The sequence below is a fragment of the Nocardia sp. NPDC056064 genome, from assembly GCF_042266925.1.
In the GTDB taxonomy this organism is placed as follows: domain Bacteria; phylum Actinomycetota; class Actinomycetes; order Mycobacteriales; family Mycobacteriaceae; genus Nocardia.
The window spans coordinates 47,230-66,245 of sequence record NZ_JBHJWO010000001.1 but is presented as its reverse complement, the minus strand read 5'-3'; the positions used below and the strand labels follow the sequence as shown (position 1 = coordinate 66,245).

Genomic DNA, 19,016 nt, shown 5'->3' with positions numbered 1-19,016 from the left:
TCTCCGCCGCTGTTAGCGTGCGGCCGTGCGTATCTGGCTGTTGCCGACCATCGTTGTGACCTTGCTCAGTGGGCTGATGGCCATGATGTATCTCGGCTACATCGTCGACCCCGAGAAGAATCTGCACGACTTCCCGGTCGCGCTGGTCGACCAGGATGTCGGCGACATGCTCGGTTCGCCACCGCAGTGGCGCGATGTCGGTGGGGAGATCACCACGGCATTGCGCCAGGGTGTGCCCGCGGACAAGATCGATCTGCGCGTACTGGGAGCAGCCCAGGCCGAAAGACAGCTACGCAGTGGCGAACTCTACGGCGCGATCATCATCGCGGGTGATTTCACCAAACGGCTCGGCACGCTGGGCACGGGGAGCGTGATTCCCGGCGAGATCGAACGCCCCACGATCACCGTGCGGACCAATCCGCGCACCGGCGCCTTCGCCTCGACGATCGTGCAACGATTCAGCGACCGGGCATTGGCCGAGGTCAACGCGCGGATCGGTGCGCAACTCCTCGCCACCGTCACCAGCACACTGGGCCCGGACCACCCGCTGCCGGGCGCGACCGTCGTGTCGCTGCGCAATCCTGTCGAGGTGATCCACACCGAGTTCCATCCACTGCCCGAGGGCAGCGGCGCCGGGCTCGGCGCGTTCTTCTACGCTCTCGTCCTGCTGCTCGCGGGCACGCTCGGCGCGATGATCGTCCACACGATGGTCGATGGCGCGCTGGGCTTCGTGCCGACCGAGTACGGACCGTGGTCACTGCGGGTGCGACCGGTGCGGATCACCCGATGGCGCACGGTGCTGCTCAAGTGGGGCGTGCTCGTCGTCGCGGCGCCGCTTGTCGCGGCGGTCTTGCTCGTCGTCGCGCACCTGCTGGAAATGCCTGTCGCGCAACCGCTTCTGCTGTTCCTCTACAGCGCGTTCGCGATGATCGCCATCGGCGTCACCGGCGTGTCGGTGCTCGCCGCACTCGGTTCGGCGGGGCTGCTGGTGAACCTGGTCGTGTTCGTCGTTCTCGGGCTGCCGTCCTCGGCCGGCTCGGTGCCGATCGAGGCCACGCCGCGTTGTTTCGGCGTGCTGGCCTCGTTCGAACCACTGCATCAGGTGTACATGGCGGTCCGCGCGATCCTGTACTTCGACGCCGATCCGGTGTCGGGGCTCGCGAGGGGTTTCTGGATGACCTCGCTGGGCCTGGCGGTCGGCCTGGTCCTCGGCGCGGTGAGCACGATGGTCTACGACCGTGCCGGACCGCCGCGCAACCCTCCAGCGAACGGGTGAGTTCCCCCGCTTGTGAGTCCACACAACCCGGCTGTGAGTGCGTCGTGATCCCACCAGGTCATCCTATGGGACCGGCGACTACGACCTCCGAATGGCTATGTTGCGACTCACACAAGTCCCAATCGCTGTCCGCCACACCGGAGTGCACTCGATGAATTCTCAAGCCATGGATCGGATCCACAATCCGCTCACTATCGCGGACGGCCGGGCCGCATCGAGCGCTCTCGGGAATGCCGACGAACTGGTTTCCCAGCTGGTCTCCTATTTCGCCGAGAATGTGATGCCGTGCCAGGCACTGCCGAGCGAGGCGATGCGCGGCGATATCACCGAGTTCACCCGCCGCTGTCTGGCGCTGGCGATCGAGATGCTGGACAAACGCACGACGCCGTCGGAGCAGCAACTCGCGGCGCTGCGCGCGGCCGCCGCCCAGCACGCGCGGGAGGGAGTGCCTGTCGGTACCTTGTTGCGCGCCTACGCCGAGGGGTTCCGGATCGGGTTCGAGCTCGTGATCGAGCAGGTGACCGCGGACGATCTGGCCGAGGTCGTCGCGGGGACCCGCCTGCTGTTGCGCACGCTCGAGGTCATCAACGCGACGGTGACGAGCGCCTATCTCGACGAGCAGCGCGAGGTCGCCAAGGAGCACCAGACCGGCGCGCAGACGATGGTCTCGGCGCTGCTGAGCGGCCACGGTGTCGGCGCCCTCACCCGGCAGACCGGCATCAGGGTCGCGGATTCCTATCAGGTGGTGGCGCTGATGATCCCCGAGCTGGCCGACGAGCACGATCCGCGCGTGGACGCCCAGGTGGTGGCGCGACGCAAGCTGCGGCGGGTGCAGGCGGCGCTGGCCGATGCTTTCGCCTCCCGGTCGCTGGCCCTGCTGAGCACCAGGGGTGGCACCCTGCTGATTCCCAGCGACGAACCCGAGCTCCCGCAGATGACCGGCGACGTGCTGGCCACCATCAGCGCGACCTCGGGTGTCGAGCTCACCGCGACGCTGGTGCCCGCCCCGATCGAACAGATCCCGCAGGCCACCGAAGACGCGCACGAACTGCTCGAGCTGGTGCGCGGAATCGCCAAACCACCGGGGCTGTACGAACTCTCGGATATCGCCATCGAGTACCAGCTCACCCGGCCGGGTCCGGCGCGCGAGCACCTGGCCGGTGTGATCGCCCCGCTCGCCACCCATCCCGAGCTGCTGGAGACGCTGCGGACGTACATGGCGACCGGCCTCAATCGCAAAGCCACCGGTCGCCGACTGCATGTGCACCCCAACACCATCGACTACCGTCTGCGCCGGGTGAGCGGATTGACCGACCTCGACTTGACGACCGCCGAGGGTATCCTCCGGGCCCGCATCGCTCTGCTCGCCGACGACATGGTGCATCCCCGGGGCGCCGCGTGATGTCACGTGACGCCCCGGGCCCGGCTACGCGGTCAAGGCGGTTGCCGCCGCGATCCCGGATCGGTAGCAGGCTTCCAACTGGGCGCCGAGCAGGTAGTCACCGGCGAGCTGTAGTCCCGCGACGGAGTCGAGCTGTTCACGAAGCCGGGCGCGGAATCCGGTGTGATCGGGCAGGTAGGCGCAGTGCGCCGCGGCCCAACTGCGGGTCTCGGTGCGCACCCGCGAGATCGCCGGCCGGTCCAGGCAGCCGCGGACCCTCGCCTCGGCGTCGTCGATCCACTGCGCCAAGAGCAGCGCATCCGGGATCGGCCGGGCATCGCGCCCGCTGAAGGTGTAGCGGACGATGTCGAGATCGTTCACGCCGTAGACACCAGCGGCACTGCACGGCCCCGAGTCGAACGCGATCGACCGGACGTCGCTGCCGAAGAAGGGCTGTTCGTAGTGCACCACCGCGACGGTGGACGGGTGGTAGGCCACCTCGTTCAGGGTCTTGCTCAGGGCGGGAACCACGGGCTCGAGCAGGACGGCGGCCGCGTGGGCCGGGATGGCCAGGACGACACCGTCGTAGGCGGAAAACTCCGCCGCCCTGCCGTTCTCCGCCAGATCGAGTCCGATCACCCGGCCGTCGCGTGCCACGATGCGATCCACCCGGGTGCCGAGCCGGACCGGCACCTGCGCGGCGAACCAGTCCAGGACCGGCTGCATACCGTCGACGAGCTGGTCGTATCGGTCCTGCACCATGCCGAGGCCGACCCCGAGCGCGCCGAGGTACACCTCGCCCGGTTCGGCGGCATTGAGCCGGACCGTCAACGGCCGCAGCACGGATCGGCAGAAGTCTGCGCCGAAGCGTGCGTCGAGCGTGGCGCTCTCGGCTTTGCCGAAACAGTCCGACCCCAGGTAGCGGTTGCTTTCGTCGAACCGCACCCGCGCGCCGTAGTAGAGCAGACGCGCCGCGTCGATCGGCGAACCCATGCGCAGCAGATGACGAAGGAAACCGGCGACGCCGGGGTTGTCGAGCGTCACCAGTTCGCCGTCGACGATCTGCGAGCTGTTGATGCCGAAGGGCTCGTAGGCACGTTCCCCGGAGTCGGCGATGAATGCGCGCAGCTCGGTATAGCGGCGGCCGATGTTCTTGCCGCCCATCATGATCGGACGCCCGCCGAGGCTGTCGAACCCGCAGCGGCCTCCGAGCACCGCGTCCTGCTCGAGCAGTTCCACGGTGTGGCCTGCCCGGTGCAGCGCGAAGGCGGCGCCGATGCCGGACAAGCCGCCGCCGATGACCGCGTACCGCTTCGCCGATGCTGTGGTCGTCATGTGAGCTCCTGTGATCGCGTGGACGCGGGATAGTGCGCCAGCTCGACGTGGGCGAGCGCGATGCGATTGCCGTACTGGTGCAGCGCGATCTCGACGGTGATCTCGTCGAGATCGAGATCGCCGACGGCGGCGGTGGTGCAGGTGATGGGGGCGTCCAGTTCGGCGAAATCGGTGAACTGGGCCTCGAGGTCGATCACCGCGGCGACCGGCGAGACGAGCAGTCCCGCCGTGGTCGCGGACAGCACCGCCGCCTGCCGGAACACTTCGAGCAGCAACGGGCCGGGGACGTGATCGTATTGATGGTCGAAGAAGCTCGGATGCGCGCGGTCCACGACCACGACGAGCTCCTGGCCCGTGGTGCGGGCGAGCACGACATTGCGTGGGTCACGGCGGCCGACGAGTTCGGGTGGCAGCCGCCGCACCGAGCTGGGGCCGACCGCGGCGACGGTGGGGCGCTTGCCCTGCTGGAGTTCCCGGAACTCGTCGTACGCGTCACGCGGAAAGGTGATTCCACTGCCGCGCAGCGTCATCGCCAGCGCCCCGTGGACGGACAGCGTGGCGTCGAAGCAGACATCCTGGTAGTAGCCGCGCCCGGTTCCGGCCGCGCCGGGACGCAGGCGGACCACTCCCTCGAACGGTTCTCGTTCGCTGTCGCGGAACATGCTCAGGTCCTCCACCGCGAACGCCATCCGCTGCAGGCTGGCCGGCGCGTCGGCGGGAACACCGAGGTGTCGCTGACCGACGACGAGCAGTGCCTGCCGGACGGCCTCGACGGCGGAGAACGGATCGTGGTAGGCGACGAGCCGGTCGAACCACAGCGAGTGCGCCCGTGGAACCTGCACGGCGGCCAGATATTCCGAGCTCCCTACCATCGCGGTGTCGGCGACGTAGACCTCGGCCAGCCCGCGCCGGTGGGCCAGCGCGGCGGGCACCAATTGCTCGAAACCGAGGGCCCCGCGGACCGGCGACAACCCCCCGCTCATGCCGGCACCGCCGCGTGGGTTGGCGCGTCGTCCCAGAGTCTGGTGGCGAGTACCGCGCCGAGCGCCCGTGGCGTCGGATGGGTGAACAGATCCTCCACCGAGAGGTGCGTCCCCGCGACCGCGTTGATCCTGGCGCGCAGTTCGAGGGCCGACAGCGAGGTGAGCCCGATCTCGAGCACCGTGGCGTCCAGGTCGATCTCGTCGTCGGTGAGGTCGATGAGGATCTCGCGGATCTGATCCACCACCAGTCGCACCGCGACATCACCGCGCCGATCCCGAGGGACGGTCAGCAGGTCCGGCCGCGCGGGCGATGCCGTCCCTTCCGCTGCGTCGTGCCGACCGGCGATCCGGTCGGCGGCGACTTCGGCGCCCGCCGCGCCGATCATGCTTTCGAGTACGGCGCTGTCGGTGTGGACCCAGTAGCGGCGGTGCTGGAACGCATAGGTCGGCAGATCTACTTCCGCGGCGGTCTCGCCGGAACACAGTGCCGTCCAACGTACTTCGGCGCCGGTCACCCATGCTCCCGCGACGGCCCGGATCGCCGAAACGGCTTCGTCGGTTCCGGGCCGCAGTACCGGAAGGGCCGTGCTGCCGGTGTCGGCGAGCGCCTCGTAGACCAGACCGGACAGGGTGTCTCCCGCGCCGAGCTCGAGATAGGTGACGACGCCGGATTCGTGCAGCCGCAGCACACCCTCGTGGAAACGCACCGGCTCACGGGCCTGACGCACCCAGTAGTCGATCGAGGTCACCTGTCCCGGCGTGGATTCCGTGCCGGTCACGGTGGAGAGGAAGGGGATACGCGGTTCGTGCAGGTCGACGGTCGCGAGGATCGCGCGGAATTCATCGACCATGGTGTCCACGTGCGGCGAGTGGAAGCCACGGTCGACACCGAGCCGGGCCACTCGCCTGCCCCGCACCCGCCAGTGCCGGGCGAGTTCACCCACCGCGGCGACGTCGCCCGCGATCACGGTCGCGTTCGGTCCATTGGCCGCGGCGATCGACACCTCGGTCTCGCGGCCGGCGAGAGAGGCGGCGACCTCGGCGGTGGAGGCCCGCACCGACACCATCGCCCCCGGGTCCATGCGCTGCATCGACCGGCCGCGGGCGGCGACCACGGCCACCGCGTCGTCCAGGGACAGCACACCCGCGACGTGCGCGGCGGACAGCTCACCGATCGAGTGGCCGACGACGAATGCCGGTACCACGCCCCAGGATTCGAGCAACCGGAACAGCGCCACCTGTAGCGCGAACACGGCGGGCTGGGTGTAGTCGGTGCGCGCGAGCAGCTCACCGGTGCCGAACATCTCGGCGCGCAACGAATCCTCGAGGTGGGCGTCGAAGCCCGCGCAGATCGTATCGAGCGCGGCGGCGAACACCGGGTATGCGTCATAGAGGCCGCGGCCGATGCCCGCGAGTTTCCCGCCCTGACCGGGGAACATCATCGCCAGCTTGCCTGCGGCGCCACGGCGCGACACGACCGCGCGGGGGGCGGAGTGGTCGTCGGCGATGGCGGTGAGTCCGTCCAGGAACTGCTCGCGGGTGTACCCCACGACGACGGCGCGATGGTCGAATCGCGTTCTCGTGGTGGCCAAGGAATGCGCGATGTCGACGAGATCGTCGCAGGAGTTCGCGACGGCGGCGCGAAGGCGCGCGGCCTGCGCGCGCAGGGCGGTGGGGTTGCGTGCCGACAGCAGCCAGGGAATCGGCGGAGGTGCCGGGCTCGGGTGCGGATCGGACGAGATCATCTCGGACTCGGCGGGTTCCGGTGCCTGCTCGATGATCAGGTGCGCGTTCGTGCCGCTGATGCCGAAGGACGACACCGCTGCCCGGCGTGGGTGTCCGGTCGTCGGCCACGGCTGTGGCCGCAGTGCCAGCCGGATGCGATCCCCGGCCCAATCGACGTGCGTCGTCGGCGCGTCGACGTGCAGGGTGGGCGGCACCATCGCGTGCCGGATCGCCTGCACCGCCTTGATCAGTCCGGCCACGCCGGCAGCCGACTGCGTATGTCCCATATTCGATTTCACCGAGCCCAGCAGCAGCGGCGGCGCACCGTCGCGCTGCCCGTAGGTGGCCAGCAGGGCCTGCGCCTCCACCGGGTCACCGAGCACGGTGCCGGTGCCGTGGCCCTCGACCAGGTCGATGTCGGCCGCGCGCAGGTTCGCGTTGGCCAGCGCGGCCGCGATCACCCGCTGCTGCGCCGGTCCGCGCGGGGCGGTGAGCCCGTTGGACGCTCCGTCACTGTTCACCGCCGAGCCACGCAGGACCGCGAGCACCCGGTGCCCGTGCCGCCGCGCGTCCGACAGCCGTTCCAGCAGAACGACACCGATCCCTTCACCCCAGGCGGTGCCGTCCGCGCTCGCGGCATAGGACTTGCATCGTCCGTTCGGCGCCAGCGCGCGCTGACGCGAGAACAGCGCGAACGGCATCGGGGTGGACATCACCGTCACGCCGCCGGCGAGCGCCATGCCGCATTCGCGCAGCCGCAGCGACTGCATCGCCTGATGAATCGCGACCAGCGACGACGAGCAGGCGGTGTCGACGGTGACCGCCGGACCTTCCAGCCCCAGCAGGTACGCGACCCGGCCCGCCGCCATCGAGGCATGGTTGCCGGTGAAGTAGTAGGTCTCCGCGCCGTCCCAGGCCCGGGTGGCGCCGAATCCGTAGCCCTGATCGCTGAATCCCACGAACACGCCGGTATCGGTGCCGCGCAAGGTGGCCGGATCGACGCGGGCCCGCTCGACCGCTTCCCAGGAGAGCTCCAGCAGCAGACGTTGCTGCGGGTCCATGGCCTCCGCCTCGCGAGGGCTGATCCCGAAGAATCCGGCATCGAACTCACCGGCGCCCGCCAGGAAACCGCCCTCGCGCACATAGGATTTGGCGAACTTGTCCGGGTCGGGATCATGGAACCCGTCCACGTCCCAGCCCCGATCCGCCGGGAACTCCGAGATCAGGTCGCGCCGGTCGATCAGCGCCTCCCACAGCTGCTCGGGCGATTCGATCCCGCCGGGGAACCGGCACGCCATGCCCACGACGGCGATCGGTTCGCGGGTGCGTGCCTGCTCGTCTTCGAGCTGCCGTCTGGTCTCCTGGAGCTGTCGGGTGGCGCGTTTGAGATAGGTGCGAAGGTCCGCTTCGGTGGCCATCGGCTTCTCGCTTCCTGTCCGGGCTCAGACCGAACGGACCTGGTCGATGAGATCGAACAGGACGTCGTCGTCGGCACCGTCGATGTTGTCGAGCAGATCGCTCGCGATGTCGCCGCGCAGGGTCCGCACGAGGTCGTCGATCCGCAGCAGCAGTTCGCCGACCCGCTCCGGTGGCAGTTCCGTCCCGGCGCACACGGCCGCCACCGCGTCGAGCTGATCGAGGACCCGGGCGCCCGGGTCGTCCACGGGTGCGATCTCGGTGCGCAGGTAGCCGGCCAGCGCGGCGGCGTCGGGATAGTCGAAGACGATCGTCGTGCGCAGCTTCGCGCCGGTGGCCGCCTCGAGCCGGTTGCGGAATTCCACGGCACCCAGCGAGTCGAACCCCAGGTCGGTGAACGCGGTCTCGGCGGGCACCGCCTCCGCCGACGCGTGCCCCAGGACGGCGGCCGCGTGCGACCGGATGACACCGAGCACGATCCGCTCCTGTTCGGCGGCCTCCTGACCGGCGAGGCTCGCCAGCAGCTTCGCCGCCTCGTCGGAGCCGCCGCCCACCGCCCGCCGTCGGCCGCGCAGCAGTGACCGCAGCATCGCGGGCATCTCGTCGACGTCGCCGAGCGAGCCCAGCGCCGTGAGATCGAGCCGGGCAGGCACAGCCAGTGCTCTGCCGGTCGACAGGGCGTTGTCGAACAGTGCCATCCCCTCGTCGTCGGGGAGCGGGATGAGCCCTTCGCGGCGCATTCGCCGCAGGTCACGCTCGGTCAGGTGACCGGTGATGCCGGTGCCGCGCTCCCACAGCCCCCAGGCCATCGCGGTGGCGGGCAGGCCCCGGTGTCTGCGGTGCTGGGCCAGCGCGTCGAGGAAGCCGTTGGCGGCGGCGTAGTTCGCCTGGCCGGGGTTGCCGAGCAGACCCGCGATCGAGGAGTACAGCACGAACATCGCGACAGGATGTCCCTCGGTCACCTCGTGCAGGTGCCAGGCGGCGTCGGCCTTGGGACGCAGCACCTGTGCGATGTGGTCCGGGGTGTGCTCGGTGAACAGCGCGTCCTCGACGACGCCCGCGGTGTGGACGACACCCGTCAGCGGATGCGCGGCGGGAATCGCCGCGACCAGCGCGCGAAGCGCGTCACGGTCGCCGACATCGCAGGCGGCGATCTCGACCTGGGCGCCGAGGGCGGACAGTTCGGCGGCGAGTTCGCTCGCCCCGTCCGCGCCGGGTCCGCGGCGGCTGGTCAGCACCAGGTGCCGAACGCCCTGGGTGGTGACCAGGTGCCGGGCGGCCAGCGCGCCGAGGCCGCCGGTGCCGCCGGTCACCAGAACCGTGCCGTCGCGATCGAGCGGCGCGGGCACGGTCAGCACGTACTTGCCGACATGACGTGCCTGGCTCAGCTGACGGAACGCCTCCGGCGCGCGCCGCACGTCCCAGCGGGTCACCGGAAGCGGCCGGAGCTCACCGCGGTCGAACAATGTGCGCAGTGCGGACAGGATCTCGTGCAGCCGGTCCGGGCCCGCGTCCATCAGGATGAAGTTCTGGTACCGGACGCCCGGGTGGGTCGCCGCGATCTCGTCGGCGTCACGCAGGTCGGTCAACCCCATCTCGATGAACCGGCCGCCGCGCGGCAGCAGGTCGAGCGACGCGTCGACCTTGTCGCCCGCCAGGGAGTCGAGCACGATGTCCACACCGCGTCCACCGGTGGCCTCGAGGAACTTCGCCCGGAACTCGGTGGTCCGGGTATTGCCGATCCGCTGGTCGTCGAAGCCGTTCGCGCGCAGGACATCCCATTTCCCGGGGCTGGCCGTGACGTAGAGGTCCAACCCGAGATGCCTGGCCAGCTGCACGGCCGCCATCCCCACTCCGCCGGTGGCGGCGTGGATCAGCAGCGACTCCCCCGGCCGCGCCCGCGCCAGGTCGACCAGCGCGTAGTAGGCCGTCGCGAACACGATCGGCGCGGCGGCCGCGTCGTCGAACGACCAGCCGTCCGGAATCCCGACGACCGTGCGCCGGTCGGCCACCACCGTGGCACCGATGCCGGTGAAGATGCCCATCACCCGGTCGCCGACCGCGAAATCCAGCACATCGGGCGCGACCTCGACGATCACACCCGCGCCTTCACCGCCGATGGCTGTCTCCGGGATCGGATACATCCCGAGCACGATCAGCACATCACGGAAGTTGACGCCCGCCGCCCGCACCGCGATCCGCACCTGTCCGGCGGCGAGCGGCTCGATCTCCGTCCGGGACGACAGCACCATGTTGTCGCCGTCGAGGGTTCCGCGCCCGTTGTCGACCAATCGCCAGTCGTCCCGGCCGACCAGTTCGGGCGACCCGACCGTGTCCGCGCCCGCGCGCACCAGGCGCGGCGCGTACAGCTCGCCGTTGCGGATGGCCAGTTGCGGTTCGGTGGTGAGTGCGGCGCAGCCGCGCACCGCCTCGTGACAGTCACCGCGATCATCGAGATCGAGCAGCGCGATGCGGCCCGGGTTCTCGTTCTGGGCGGACCGCAGCAGACCCCATACCGCGGCGCCTGCCAGGTCATCGATGTCTTCGGCGCCGTGGATCGCCACGGCGCCGCTGGTCACGAAGACCACCAGGGCCTCGGCGAATTCGTCATCGGTGAGCAACCGGCGCACGGCCGCCTGCACCGCGGTCACCTGCTCGCGCACGGTGGTGGGCACGGAGGCATCGGCACGGCCGCGCGTCCGCACGATGACGAGGTCGCGATCCGCGCGTTCGCAGCGCTCGACCGTCAGACCACGTTCGACGAAGTCCAACTCCGCCCACTCACCTTGTCCCCCACTGTGTTCCGGCGAGGGAACCGTGACCCAGCTCAGCTCATACAGTCCGCCGTCCGAGGGCACCTGGCGCTGTCCCAATGCGGCGAGGGGGATCTCCCGCAATGCCAGCGACTGCACACTCGCCACCGGCTGACCTGCCGAGTCGCTGAGTTCGAGACCGATCCGGTCGGTGCCGACCGGTGTGAGGCGAACCCGCAGCGACGACGCGCCGACCGCGTGCAGCGAGACCCCTTCCCAGGCGAACGGGAGCCGGATCCTGCCGGATTCGGTCGGGCCGACCGTGCCGGTCACGATCATCGCGTGCAGTGCGGCGTCGAGCAGCGCGGGGTGCAGACCGAATTCGGCGGCCTCCCCGGTGGCCGATTCGGGCAGTGTCACCTCGGCCAGGACGTCCTCGCCGTGGCGCCAGATCTGGCCGAGGCCCCGGAAGACGGCGCCGTAGTCGTAACCGGCCGCGGACATCGCTTCGTACGCGTCGCCGATCGCGACCGGCACCGCACCGGTCGGAGGCCAGGTACCGCAGGCCGCCACCGCGATCTCGTCCGCCGGTCGCACGGTGCCGGTGGCGTGACCGGTCCAGGGTCGCTCCTCGGTGGCGGCGGTCTGGATACGCGAGTACATCCCGATCGTTCTGTGCCCGGATTCCCGAGCCGGTCCGACCAGTACCTGCAGTTCCACCGCGCCGTCCTCGGGAATCACGAGTGGGGCCTCGAGCACGAGTTCGCCGACGATCGGGCACTGCGTCAGTTGGCCCGCATGCCAGGCGAGTTCGATGAACGCGGTACCGGGCAGCAATACCGCCCCACCGATCCGGTGACCGGCCAGCCACGGGTGCGAGTGCAGCGACAGCCGCCCGGTCAGCAGCAATCCGCCGTCCTGAGCCAGGCCGATCCTCGCACCGAGCAGCGGATGGCTGTCGGCGTCGAGACCGGCGCCGCGCACATTGCTGCCCTCGCTGACCTCGAGCCAGTACCGATCACGCTGGAAGGCATAGGTCGGCAGATCGACCGCTCGCGCGTCGGCGCCGTCGAACAGCGAGGTCAGATCGAGAGCCGCCCCGTGTGCGTACAGCGCGGACAGTCCCGCGACGAATGCGAGATCGCCCGCGAGACCCGGCCGCTGCAACGCGGCGGCCGTCAGCGCCGCACCGTCGTCGACGATCTCGTGCACCATCGCCGTCAGCGCCGCCCCGGGGCCCATCTCGGCGAAGCAGTCGACCCCGCCCTGCTCACGGGCCCACCGCACCGCGTCCAGGTAGCGCACCGGCTCACGCAGGTGGCTCACCCAGTACTCCGGCGAACACAATTGCGCGGCCTCGGCCACCTTGCCGGTCAGCGCCGAGATCACCGGCAAGGTCGGCGGCCGATAGGTCAATCCGCGACAGACTTCGGCGAATTCCGCCAGCACCGGGTCCATCCGCGAGGAATGAAAAGCATGGCTCACCCGCAGTCGGTGGGTGCGGACGCCCTCGGTCGACCAGTGCTCCACAAGAGCGTCCACCGATGCCCGCACACCCGAAACGACCACGGAGCCAGGACCATTCACCGCGGCGATGCCGACGTCGTCGTATCGGCCCACGAGTTCCGCGACGGACTCGAGATCCGCGGCGACGGCGACCATCGCCCCACCCGCAGGCGCGGACTGCATGAGCCGACCACGCGCGGCGACCAGGGTGCAGGCGTCCTCGAGTGACCACACTCCGGCCACATGGGCCGCGGCGATCTCACCGATCGAGTGGCCCAGCACGAATGCCGGTCGCAGTCCGCATGATTCGGCCAGCCGGTACATCGCCACCTCGGTGGCGAACAGGGCGGGCTGGGCGTTCTCGGTCCGGTCGAGCGATTCCGCTTCGCCGGTGTCGAAGATCAGGTCGCGCAGCGGTGTTTCGCGATGGCGATCGAAGGTCGCGCAGATCTCGTCGAAGGCGGCCCGGTACACCGGATAGCCGTGGTGCAGCTCCTGTCCCATCCCGGCGCGCTGGGCACCCTGACCGGGGAACATCACCGCCGTGACCGCCGCGGTCGTGCTGCCGCGCACCACATTCGGCGCAGGCGTCCCCGCCGCGAGTGCCCGCAGTCCGGTGGTCAGCTCCTCGGCGTCGTGACCCACGATCACCGCGCGATGCTCGAACCGGGCCCGGGTCTCCAGCAGCGCGACACCCACGTCGACCGGGTCGGTGTCCTTGGCCTCGAGCCGGGCCAGCAGCGCGTCGGCCTGCGCGACCACCGCGGCGGCGGATCGCGCGGAGATCACCCACGGAATCACCGACGGTGCGGCTGTTCTCGCGGTCTCGTCGATCTGCGGTGGGTACTCCCCGCGCTCGACGACGACGTGGGCGTTGGTTCCGCTGATCCCGAACGACGACACCGCGGCCCGCGGCGTCCGCCCGGTCGCGGGCCAGGCTCGCGCCTCGGTGACCAACCGGACCGAGCCGGAGGACCAATCCACGTGGGGCGTCGGCTCGTCGACGTTCAGTGTCGGCGGCACCACCCCGTGCCGCATCGCCATCACCATCTTGATCAGCCCACCGACCCCGGCCGCGGCCTGCGTGTGCCCCATATTCGACTTCAGCGACCCGAGCAGCAGCGCTTCCCCGCCGCGCTCGGCGCCGTAGGTCGCGAGCAGGGCTTCGGCTTCGATGGGGTCACCGAGGCGGGTTCCGGTGCCGTGCGCCTCGACGACATCCACCTCGGTCGTGCTCAGCCCGGCATCGGCCAGCGCGGAGCGGATCACCCGCTGCTGGGACCGCCCGTTCGGGGCGGTCAAGCCGTTGGACGCGCCGTCGGAGTTCACCGCTGTCCCCCGCACCAGACCCAGGATCCGGTGGCCGAGACGCCGGGCCTCGGAGACACGCTCGAGCAGCAACATACCGACGCCCTCGCCCCACGCGGTGCCGTCGGCGCCGGCGGCGAACGACTTGCACCGGCCATCGGGCGCGAGCGCGCGCTGGGTGGAGAACGCGACGAACGCGGCGGGTGTGGCCATCACCGTGACGCCGCCGGCCAGCGCCATCGTCGACTCACCGGTGCGCAACGATCGCACCGCCTGATGGATCGCGACCAGCGAGGACGAGCACGCGGTGTCCACCGTGACCGACGGACCCTCCAAGCCGAGCACATACGAGACCCGCCCCGAGGCGACGCTCGATGCTTGACCGGTCATCAGGAACTGTTCGATCGTCGCGCGCACCCGCTCGTCGATATCGCGTGAGGACGGGCCCTCGGTATCGGGCATCAACCCGACGAACACCCCGGTGGCACTGCCGCGCATGGTCGTCGGATCGATACCCGCCCGCTCGAAGGCCTCCCAGGCCGTCTCGAGCACGAGACGCTGCTGGGAATCCATCGCCTGCGCCTCGCGCGGGCTGATCCCGAAGAAGTTCGCGTCGAAACCGGTGGCGCCGTCGAGAAATCCACCCATCCGCACATACGACTTGCCCGGTACCCCCGGCTCGGGATCGAACAGACCCTCGATGTCCCAGCCGCGATCGGCCGGCCACTCCGACACCAGGCTGCGTCCCTCGACCGCCGCCTGCCACAGCTGCTCCGGCGAGGTGACCCCTCCCGGATAACGGCACGCCATGCCGACGATGGCGATCGGCTCGGTCGCGCGCGCTTCCACATCGTCGAGGCGGGCGCGGGTGGTCTGCAATTCCCGGATCGCCTTCTTCATGTAATTGCGTAGTTCGTCTTCGCGAGCCATAGGGCAAACATCTCCTGCATCAGAGGTACGACAGGGAATCGAGCAGTGCGACGGGATCGGGTTTCGCCGGCGATCCACTCGACAACACTGACCGGCGCCACGCTACGACAGCCGACGACCGAATTCCTGGCCCGTCCGGCCTCTTTGGGAAACGACCAATGTCTGCCGCCTCGTCCCTGACGTTTTCCAAACGCATTGCCACCCGATGACCGTGATTCGTAAGGTCATGCGCCATGGCAAGGACTCCCGATCCGATACCGGATCAGCACGGCCGACGATTCGTGATCACCGGAGCCAACGGTGGCCTCGGCGAGGTGGTGACCCGCACGTTGGCCGCCCGTGGCGCCACGGTGATCATGGCGTGCCGCGATGTGGACCGGGCGCGCGAAATCGCCCGGCGGCTCCCCGGCGATATCTCCGTTGCCGCCCTGGATCTCGCCGATCTCGCCGATGTACGGCGGTTCGCGGCGGAATGTGGCGAATTCGATGTGCTGATCAACAATGCGGCCCTGATGAATGTGCCGTTCGCCCGGACAGCCGACGGATTCGAAAAACAATTCGGCGTCAACCACCTCGGCCACTTCGCTTTGACAGGTCTGCTGCTGGACAGGATCCGGGACCGGATCATCTCTGTGTCGAGCATTTCCCACGGATGGACCAAGGCGCTGCCCCTCGACGATCTGCGCTTCGACCACCGCCGGTACAGCCGGCACGCGGCCTATCCGGAATCGAAGCTGGCCACCCTGATGTTCGGCCGCGAACTCCAGCGCAGATTGCGCGAATCCGGGTCGACGCTGCGCTCCTACGCCGTGCACCCCGGCATCGCGCCGACCGGGCTCGTCGCCAGGACCCAGACACCCCTGGACTACGTCGCCGAACCCTTCATCCGACTGGTGGGCCAATCACGCACCGCCGCAGCGCAATCGATGCTGTACGCCGCCACCGCGCCGGACGCCGATCCCGACGTCTACTGGGGCCCGACCAGGCTGTTCAATACCCGAGGCCCGGTCAGGGCCTGCCCGTCGAGCGCGCTGTCACAGGACCGGGCCCTCTGGGCGCAACTGTGGGCGGCCTCCGAACGCGCCACCGGTGTCCGATTCCCCGTGGTGGCGGCGACCCATGAGAATTGATCCGCGCGCACTGGCCTGTGCGGTCATGGTCGGACTGCTCACCGCCGCGGGCTCGCCGTCGGCCGCCGGGGCACCGCCGGTCTACCCGGCTCCCGACCCCGACCCCTTCTACGCGGCGCCCGCCGATATCGCGAGCAAGGAACCCGGCGCCGTGCTGGCGGTCCGGACCCAGGAGCCACTGCCCTACTTCCCCACCGCCACAGTCACTTTGATCAAGTTCCGATCCAGCGACTCGCACGGTCGGCCGATCGCCGCGACCACCACGGTCCTCACGCCGGCCGACCATCGCCCCGGCGCGCCCCTGCTGTCCTACCAGCACATCATCAACGGCCTCGGTACCCAGTGCGCGGTCTCGCGCGCCCTCTACGCCTACGATCCCAATCTGCTCTATCGTGCGGTGCCCCTGCTGAACACGATGCTGCTGCGCGGCTGGAGCGTCGCCCTGCCCGACCACCTCGGCCCCCACGCCGCCTACGGCGCGGCCAGACTGGGCGGGCAGATCACTCTCGACGGCATTCGCGCCGCGACCAGGGTCCCCGAACTCGGACTCGCCGAGAGCCCCTCGGCCATGCTCGGCTACTCCGGCGGTGGCATGGCGACCGGCTGGGCCGCCGCGCTCGCACCCCGGTACGCGCCCGAATTGCGCCTGGTGGGCGCCGCGCAGGGCGGGGTACCGATGAACATCACCACGATGGCGCGCGCGCTCGGCTTCGCCCCACACCCCATGTTCGGCCTCGCGATGGCCGCGGCGCTCGGCCTCGAACGCGAGTACCCCGACCGGCTGCCGATCAGCGAGCAGCTCAACGACACCGGCTTGGCGGTGCGCGACGCCATGGCCAACGGGTGCACGGTCGAGCTCATCGCCGCGGGCGCCATGCACAGCGCCGCCGATCTCGCCTCGACCGTCTCCCTCATCGACGACCCGCGCGCGTGGGAAGTCGGCGACGCCAACAGCCTCGAACTGTTCGAGCCCGTGCCGACGATCCCGATCTTCGAGTGGCACACGCCCATCGACCCGCTCATCCCCGTCGACGCGGTCGACCGTACGAACGAGCGGTACTGCCGGGCCGGGACACCGGTGCTGTCGGAGCAGTATCCGAGCCCCGATCACCTGGCCACCGCGGTCATGGGTTTCCCGTCTGCCGTCGCGTGGCTCGATGCCCGCTTCCGCGGCGAACCCGCGCCGAGCAACTGCTGACTTCCCCAGAGAGAAGGATCCACCATGCGCCGGATTCTGACGGCCGCACTCACGGTGCTGTTCTACGGCCTCACCGTTGCCCTCTTCGCCCCCGCGGCGACACCGGAGCCGCGATATCCCACCCCCGATCCCGACCCGTTCTTCACCGCGCCTGCCGATATCGGCGACTTCGCGCCCGGTGACGTCGTGCGGCAGCGGAAGTTCAACCTGGGCGCCTACCAGGGAACAGATATCTGGCATGTCGCCTTCCGCTCGACCAACTCCGCAGGCGACCCCATCATGGGCGTCACCACGGTCTTGATCCCCGCCGGTGTGACGGACCCGCCGCTGGTCTCCTACCAGGCGCTGATCAATTCCCTCGGCACCAAATGCAACCCCTCCGCGTCGCTGATCAACGACGAGACCCCTGACATGTTCGGCGCGGTACTGCCGCTGGGCCGTGGTTGGGCGGTGGCCTTGCCGGACTACCTCGGGCCCACGGTCGCCTACGGCGCCGCCAGACTCAGCGGCATGGTCACCCTCGACAGTGTGCGAGCGCTCCAGCGCGCGCCCGAACTCGGCCTCGGCCGGTCCCCGATCGCGCTCGCCGGATACTCCGGCGGCGGCCTGGCGACCGCGTGGGCGGCGGCGATGCAACCGACCTACGCACCGGAACTGAAGCTCGCGGGCGTCGCCGCCGGTGGTATTCCGGCCGACCTCGAACAGATGGCCCTCGGGATCGGCTTCGGGCACCATCCCGGGTTCGGCCTCGCCTGGGCCGCGGCGATGGGCCTGGAACGCGAATACCCCCAGCGCCTGCCCATTTCCGACCAGCTCAACAGCGAGGGCCTGTGGTTCCGTGACTTCACCGCCGACGAGTGCCGACGTTTCCTGCTGTTCCACGGCGTGGCCCGCAGCGCCGAGCAGCTGGCGGCCACCAAATCCCTGATGGACAGCCCCGAGGCGCGAGCGGTGTTGCGCGAGAACAGCCTCCGCTACGACTCCGCGGTGCCGGACACCCCGATCTTGATCTGGCAGGGCGTCTTCGACGAACTGACCCCCTTCGACGCCGTCGAAGACGTCGCCACCCGCTACTGCGCGGCAGGAGCGCCGGTCACGTTCTCCCGCTACCAGATAGCCGAACACATGACGACCGCGGTGGCCGGCCTGCCCGAGGCCTGGAACTTCATCGAAGCGCGGTTCCGCGGCGAACCGGCACCGACCCGCTGCTGAGCACAGCGTCGACCGTCCCGCCCGATGACCTGGTCGATCCGCGGCGACACCCGTCAGTCGGTCAGTGTGTCCTGCACGGTGTCGAGCAAGTCGGCCACGTCATCTCGGCCCGGCGCGAAGACCCACACCTCGGCGCCCCCTTGGAGTGCGCAGAATTCGGCGCGGGCTATGCCGTTCTCGGTCCAGAGTCGCAGAGCGCGGCCATCGGCGAAGTCGATATCGACCGCCCCGGCCGCGCCGTGGGTCCCGGTGATGTGATCGGCGAACTGATCTGCCACCTGCTGGTGAATGCTGTCGACGGTGGTCATAGCCGAACTCCTCGGATGGGTCGCACGGGGCGCTCGCCCGCGTCCCACGGACTCTGACACGTGCATGCGAGAACTGCCATGTTCCCATCGGGTGGTGGCTGCGCTGTCAGCGAAACGGGCGGGCCGCAGCGGCGCTCGGCTGGCATGCTCGGAGATATGGAGAACGAGTTGCGGGACGCTGAGCGGCGGCTTCAGGCCGCGCAGCTGGCCGGGGATGTGCGGGCGCTGGACGAGTTGCTCGATGACCGGCTGATCTTCACTTTCGGGGCGGACACGTTCACCAAGGCCGATGATCTCGAACTGCACCGCACCAAGACCCAGATCATGAGCAAGCTCGAGGAAGAGCAGCTGACGGTGCTGGTGGAAGGGACCACCGGGGTCACGTGGTTCCTCGGCGTCGTCGAGGGCAGTGTTCACGGATCACCCTTCGCGGCCAGGATGCGCTATACCCGCACCTGGGCGCACGACGACTCGCGTGGCTGGCGAGTCGTCGCCGCTCATGCCTCGGCGGTTGCGTAGTTCTCGCCCCGGAGGTCCGGAGCACGATGCCCTGCG

At 69.6% G+C, this 19,016-nt stretch carries 11 protein-coding genes; 6 read left to right on the top strand and 5 right to left on the bottom strand.

All coding sequences use genetic code 11. The annotated features are described in order from the left end of the window. Positions 1 to 25 precede the first annotated feature (25 nt). Together ACFC06_RS00315 and ACFC06_RS00310 are read left to right on the top strand one after the other, a co-directional pair. Positions 26 to 1,276, top strand: coding sequence for a YhgE/Pip domain-containing protein (locus ACFC06_RS00315; RefSeq protein WP_375925878.1), 1,251 nt, complete (start codon positions 26 to 28; stop codon positions 1,274 to 1,276). A gap of 166 nt (positions 1,277 to 1,442) precedes the next feature. After that, complete coding sequence (locus tag ACFC06_RS00310) at positions 1,443 to 2,678, top strand: PucR family transcriptional regulator (RefSeq protein WP_375925875.1); 1,236 nt, start codon at positions 1,443 to 1,445, stop codon at positions 2,676 to 2,678. A gap of 24 nt (positions 2,679 to 2,702) precedes the next feature. On the opposite strand, the gene ACFC06_RS00305 is transcribed toward ACFC06_RS00310, so the two are convergent. Genes ACFC06_RS00305 through ACFC06_RS00290 form a run of 4 tightly spaced genes read right to left on the bottom strand, consistent with a single transcriptional unit; the run spans position 2,703 to position 14,613 of the window. Next, on the bottom strand, positions 2,703 to 3,992 hold the full coding sequence (locus ACFC06_RS00305) for a protoporphyrinogen/coproporphyrinogen oxidase (RefSeq protein WP_375925873.1): 1,290 nt from the start codon (positions 3,990 to 3,992) through the stop codon (positions 2,703 to 2,705). Next, entirely contained in the window at positions 3,989 to 4,975 is a 987-nt protein-coding gene (locus tag ACFC06_RS00300; protein WP_375925870.1) for an AfsA-related hotdog domain-containing protein, read from the bottom strand. Before ACFC06_RS00300 ends, ACFC06_RS00305 begins: the two co-directional genes overlap by 4 nt. Beyond that, entirely contained in the window at positions 4,972 to 8,118 is a 3,147-nt protein-coding gene (locus ACFC06_RS00295; RefSeq protein ID WP_375925868.1) for a type I polyketide synthase, read from the bottom strand. The genes ACFC06_RS00300 and ACFC06_RS00295 overlap by 4 nt, the downstream gene beginning before the upstream one ends. 24 nt (positions 8,119 to 8,142) lie before the next feature. Then, positions 8,143 to 14,613 (bottom strand): type I polyketide synthase, encoded by a 6,471-nt coding sequence (locus tag ACFC06_RS00290; protein WP_375925865.1) that lies wholly within the window; start codon positions 14,611 to 14,613, stop codon positions 8,143 to 8,145. Positions 14,614 to 14,846: 233 nt separating this feature from the next. Here ACFC06_RS00290 and ACFC06_RS00285 point away from each other — a divergent pair, with 233 nt between their 5' ends. The 3 genes from ACFC06_RS00285 to ACFC06_RS00275 are packed head-to-tail and all read left to right on the top strand — an operon-like array spanning position 14,847 to position 18,153. Next, positions 14,847 to 15,743: an SDR family NAD(P)-dependent oxidoreductase gene (locus ACFC06_RS00285; RefSeq protein WP_375925862.1), complete on the top strand. Its 897-nt coding sequence runs from the start codon at positions 14,847 to 14,849 to the stop codon at positions 15,741 to 15,743. Continuing rightward, positions 15,733 to 16,941 (top strand): lipase family protein, encoded by a 1,209-nt coding sequence (locus tag ACFC06_RS00280; RefSeq protein ID WP_375925859.1) that lies wholly within the window; start codon positions 15,733 to 15,735, stop codon positions 16,939 to 16,941. Before ACFC06_RS00285 ends, ACFC06_RS00280 begins: the two co-directional genes overlap by 11 nt. 24 nt (positions 16,942 to 16,965) lie before the next feature. Beyond that, positions 16,966 to 18,153 (top strand): lipase family protein, encoded by a 1,188-nt coding sequence (locus ACFC06_RS00275; protein WP_375925856.1) that lies wholly within the window; start codon positions 16,966 to 16,968, stop codon positions 18,151 to 18,153. Between the two features lie 53 nt (positions 18,154 to 18,206). On the opposite strand, the gene ACFC06_RS00270 is transcribed toward ACFC06_RS00275, so the two are convergent. Continuing rightward, complete coding sequence (locus ACFC06_RS00270) at positions 18,207 to 18,461, bottom strand: hypothetical protein (RefSeq protein WP_375925853.1); 255 nt, start codon at positions 18,459 to 18,461, stop codon at positions 18,207 to 18,209. 156 nt (positions 18,462 to 18,617) lie between these two features. On the opposite strand from ACFC06_RS00270, the gene ACFC06_RS00265 reads away from it, so the two are divergent. After that, the gene (locus tag ACFC06_RS00265; RefSeq protein ID WP_375925850.1) at positions 18,618 to 18,980 is read left to right on the top strand and encodes a nuclear transport factor 2 family protein; all 363 of its coding nucleotides are present in this window, start codon (positions 18,618 to 18,620) and stop codon (positions 18,978 to 18,980) included. Positions 18,981 to 19,016 lie beyond the last annotated feature (36 nt).

What these genes read in the sequence shown, in the direction of transcription:
- ACFC06_RS00275 (WP_375925856.1), top strand. Translation starts at nt 16,966, where the DNA reads ATGCGCCGGATTCTGACGGCCGCACTCACGGTGCTGTTCTACGGCCTC.
- ACFC06_RS00280 (WP_375925859.1), top strand. Translation starts at nt 15,733, where the DNA reads ATGAGAATTGATCCGCGCGCACTGGCCTGTGCGGTCATGGTCGGACTG.
- ACFC06_RS00305 (WP_375925873.1), bottom strand. Translation starts at nt 3,992, where the DNA reads ATGACGACCACAGCATCGGCGAAGCGGTACGCGGTCATCGGCGGCGGC.
- ACFC06_RS00300 (WP_375925870.1), bottom strand. Translation starts at nt 4,975, where the DNA reads ATGAGCGGGGGGTTGTCGCCGGTCCGCGGGGCCCTCGGTTTCGAGCAA.
- ACFC06_RS00265 (WP_375925850.1), top strand. Translation starts at nt 18,618, where the DNA reads ATGGAGAACGAGTTGCGGGACGCTGAGCGGCGGCTTCAGGCCGCGCAG.
- ACFC06_RS00290 (WP_375925865.1), bottom strand. Translation starts at nt 14,613, where the DNA reads ATGGCTCGCGAAGACGAACTACGCAATTACATGAAGAAGGCGATCCGG.
- ACFC06_RS00270 (WP_375925853.1), bottom strand. Translation starts at nt 18,461, where the DNA reads ATGACCACCGTCGACAGCATTCACCAGCAGGTGGCAGATCAGTTCGCC.
- ACFC06_RS00295 (WP_375925868.1), bottom strand. Translation starts at nt 8,118, where the DNA reads ATGGCCACCGAAGCGGACCTTCGCACCTATCTCAAACGCGCCACCCGA.
- ACFC06_RS00310 (WP_375925875.1), top strand. Translation starts at nt 1,443, where the DNA reads ATGGATCGGATCCACAATCCGCTCACTATCGCGGACGGCCGGGCCGCA.
- ACFC06_RS00285 (WP_375925862.1), top strand. Translation starts at nt 14,847, where the DNA reads ATGGCAAGGACTCCCGATCCGATACCGGATCAGCACGGCCGACGATTC.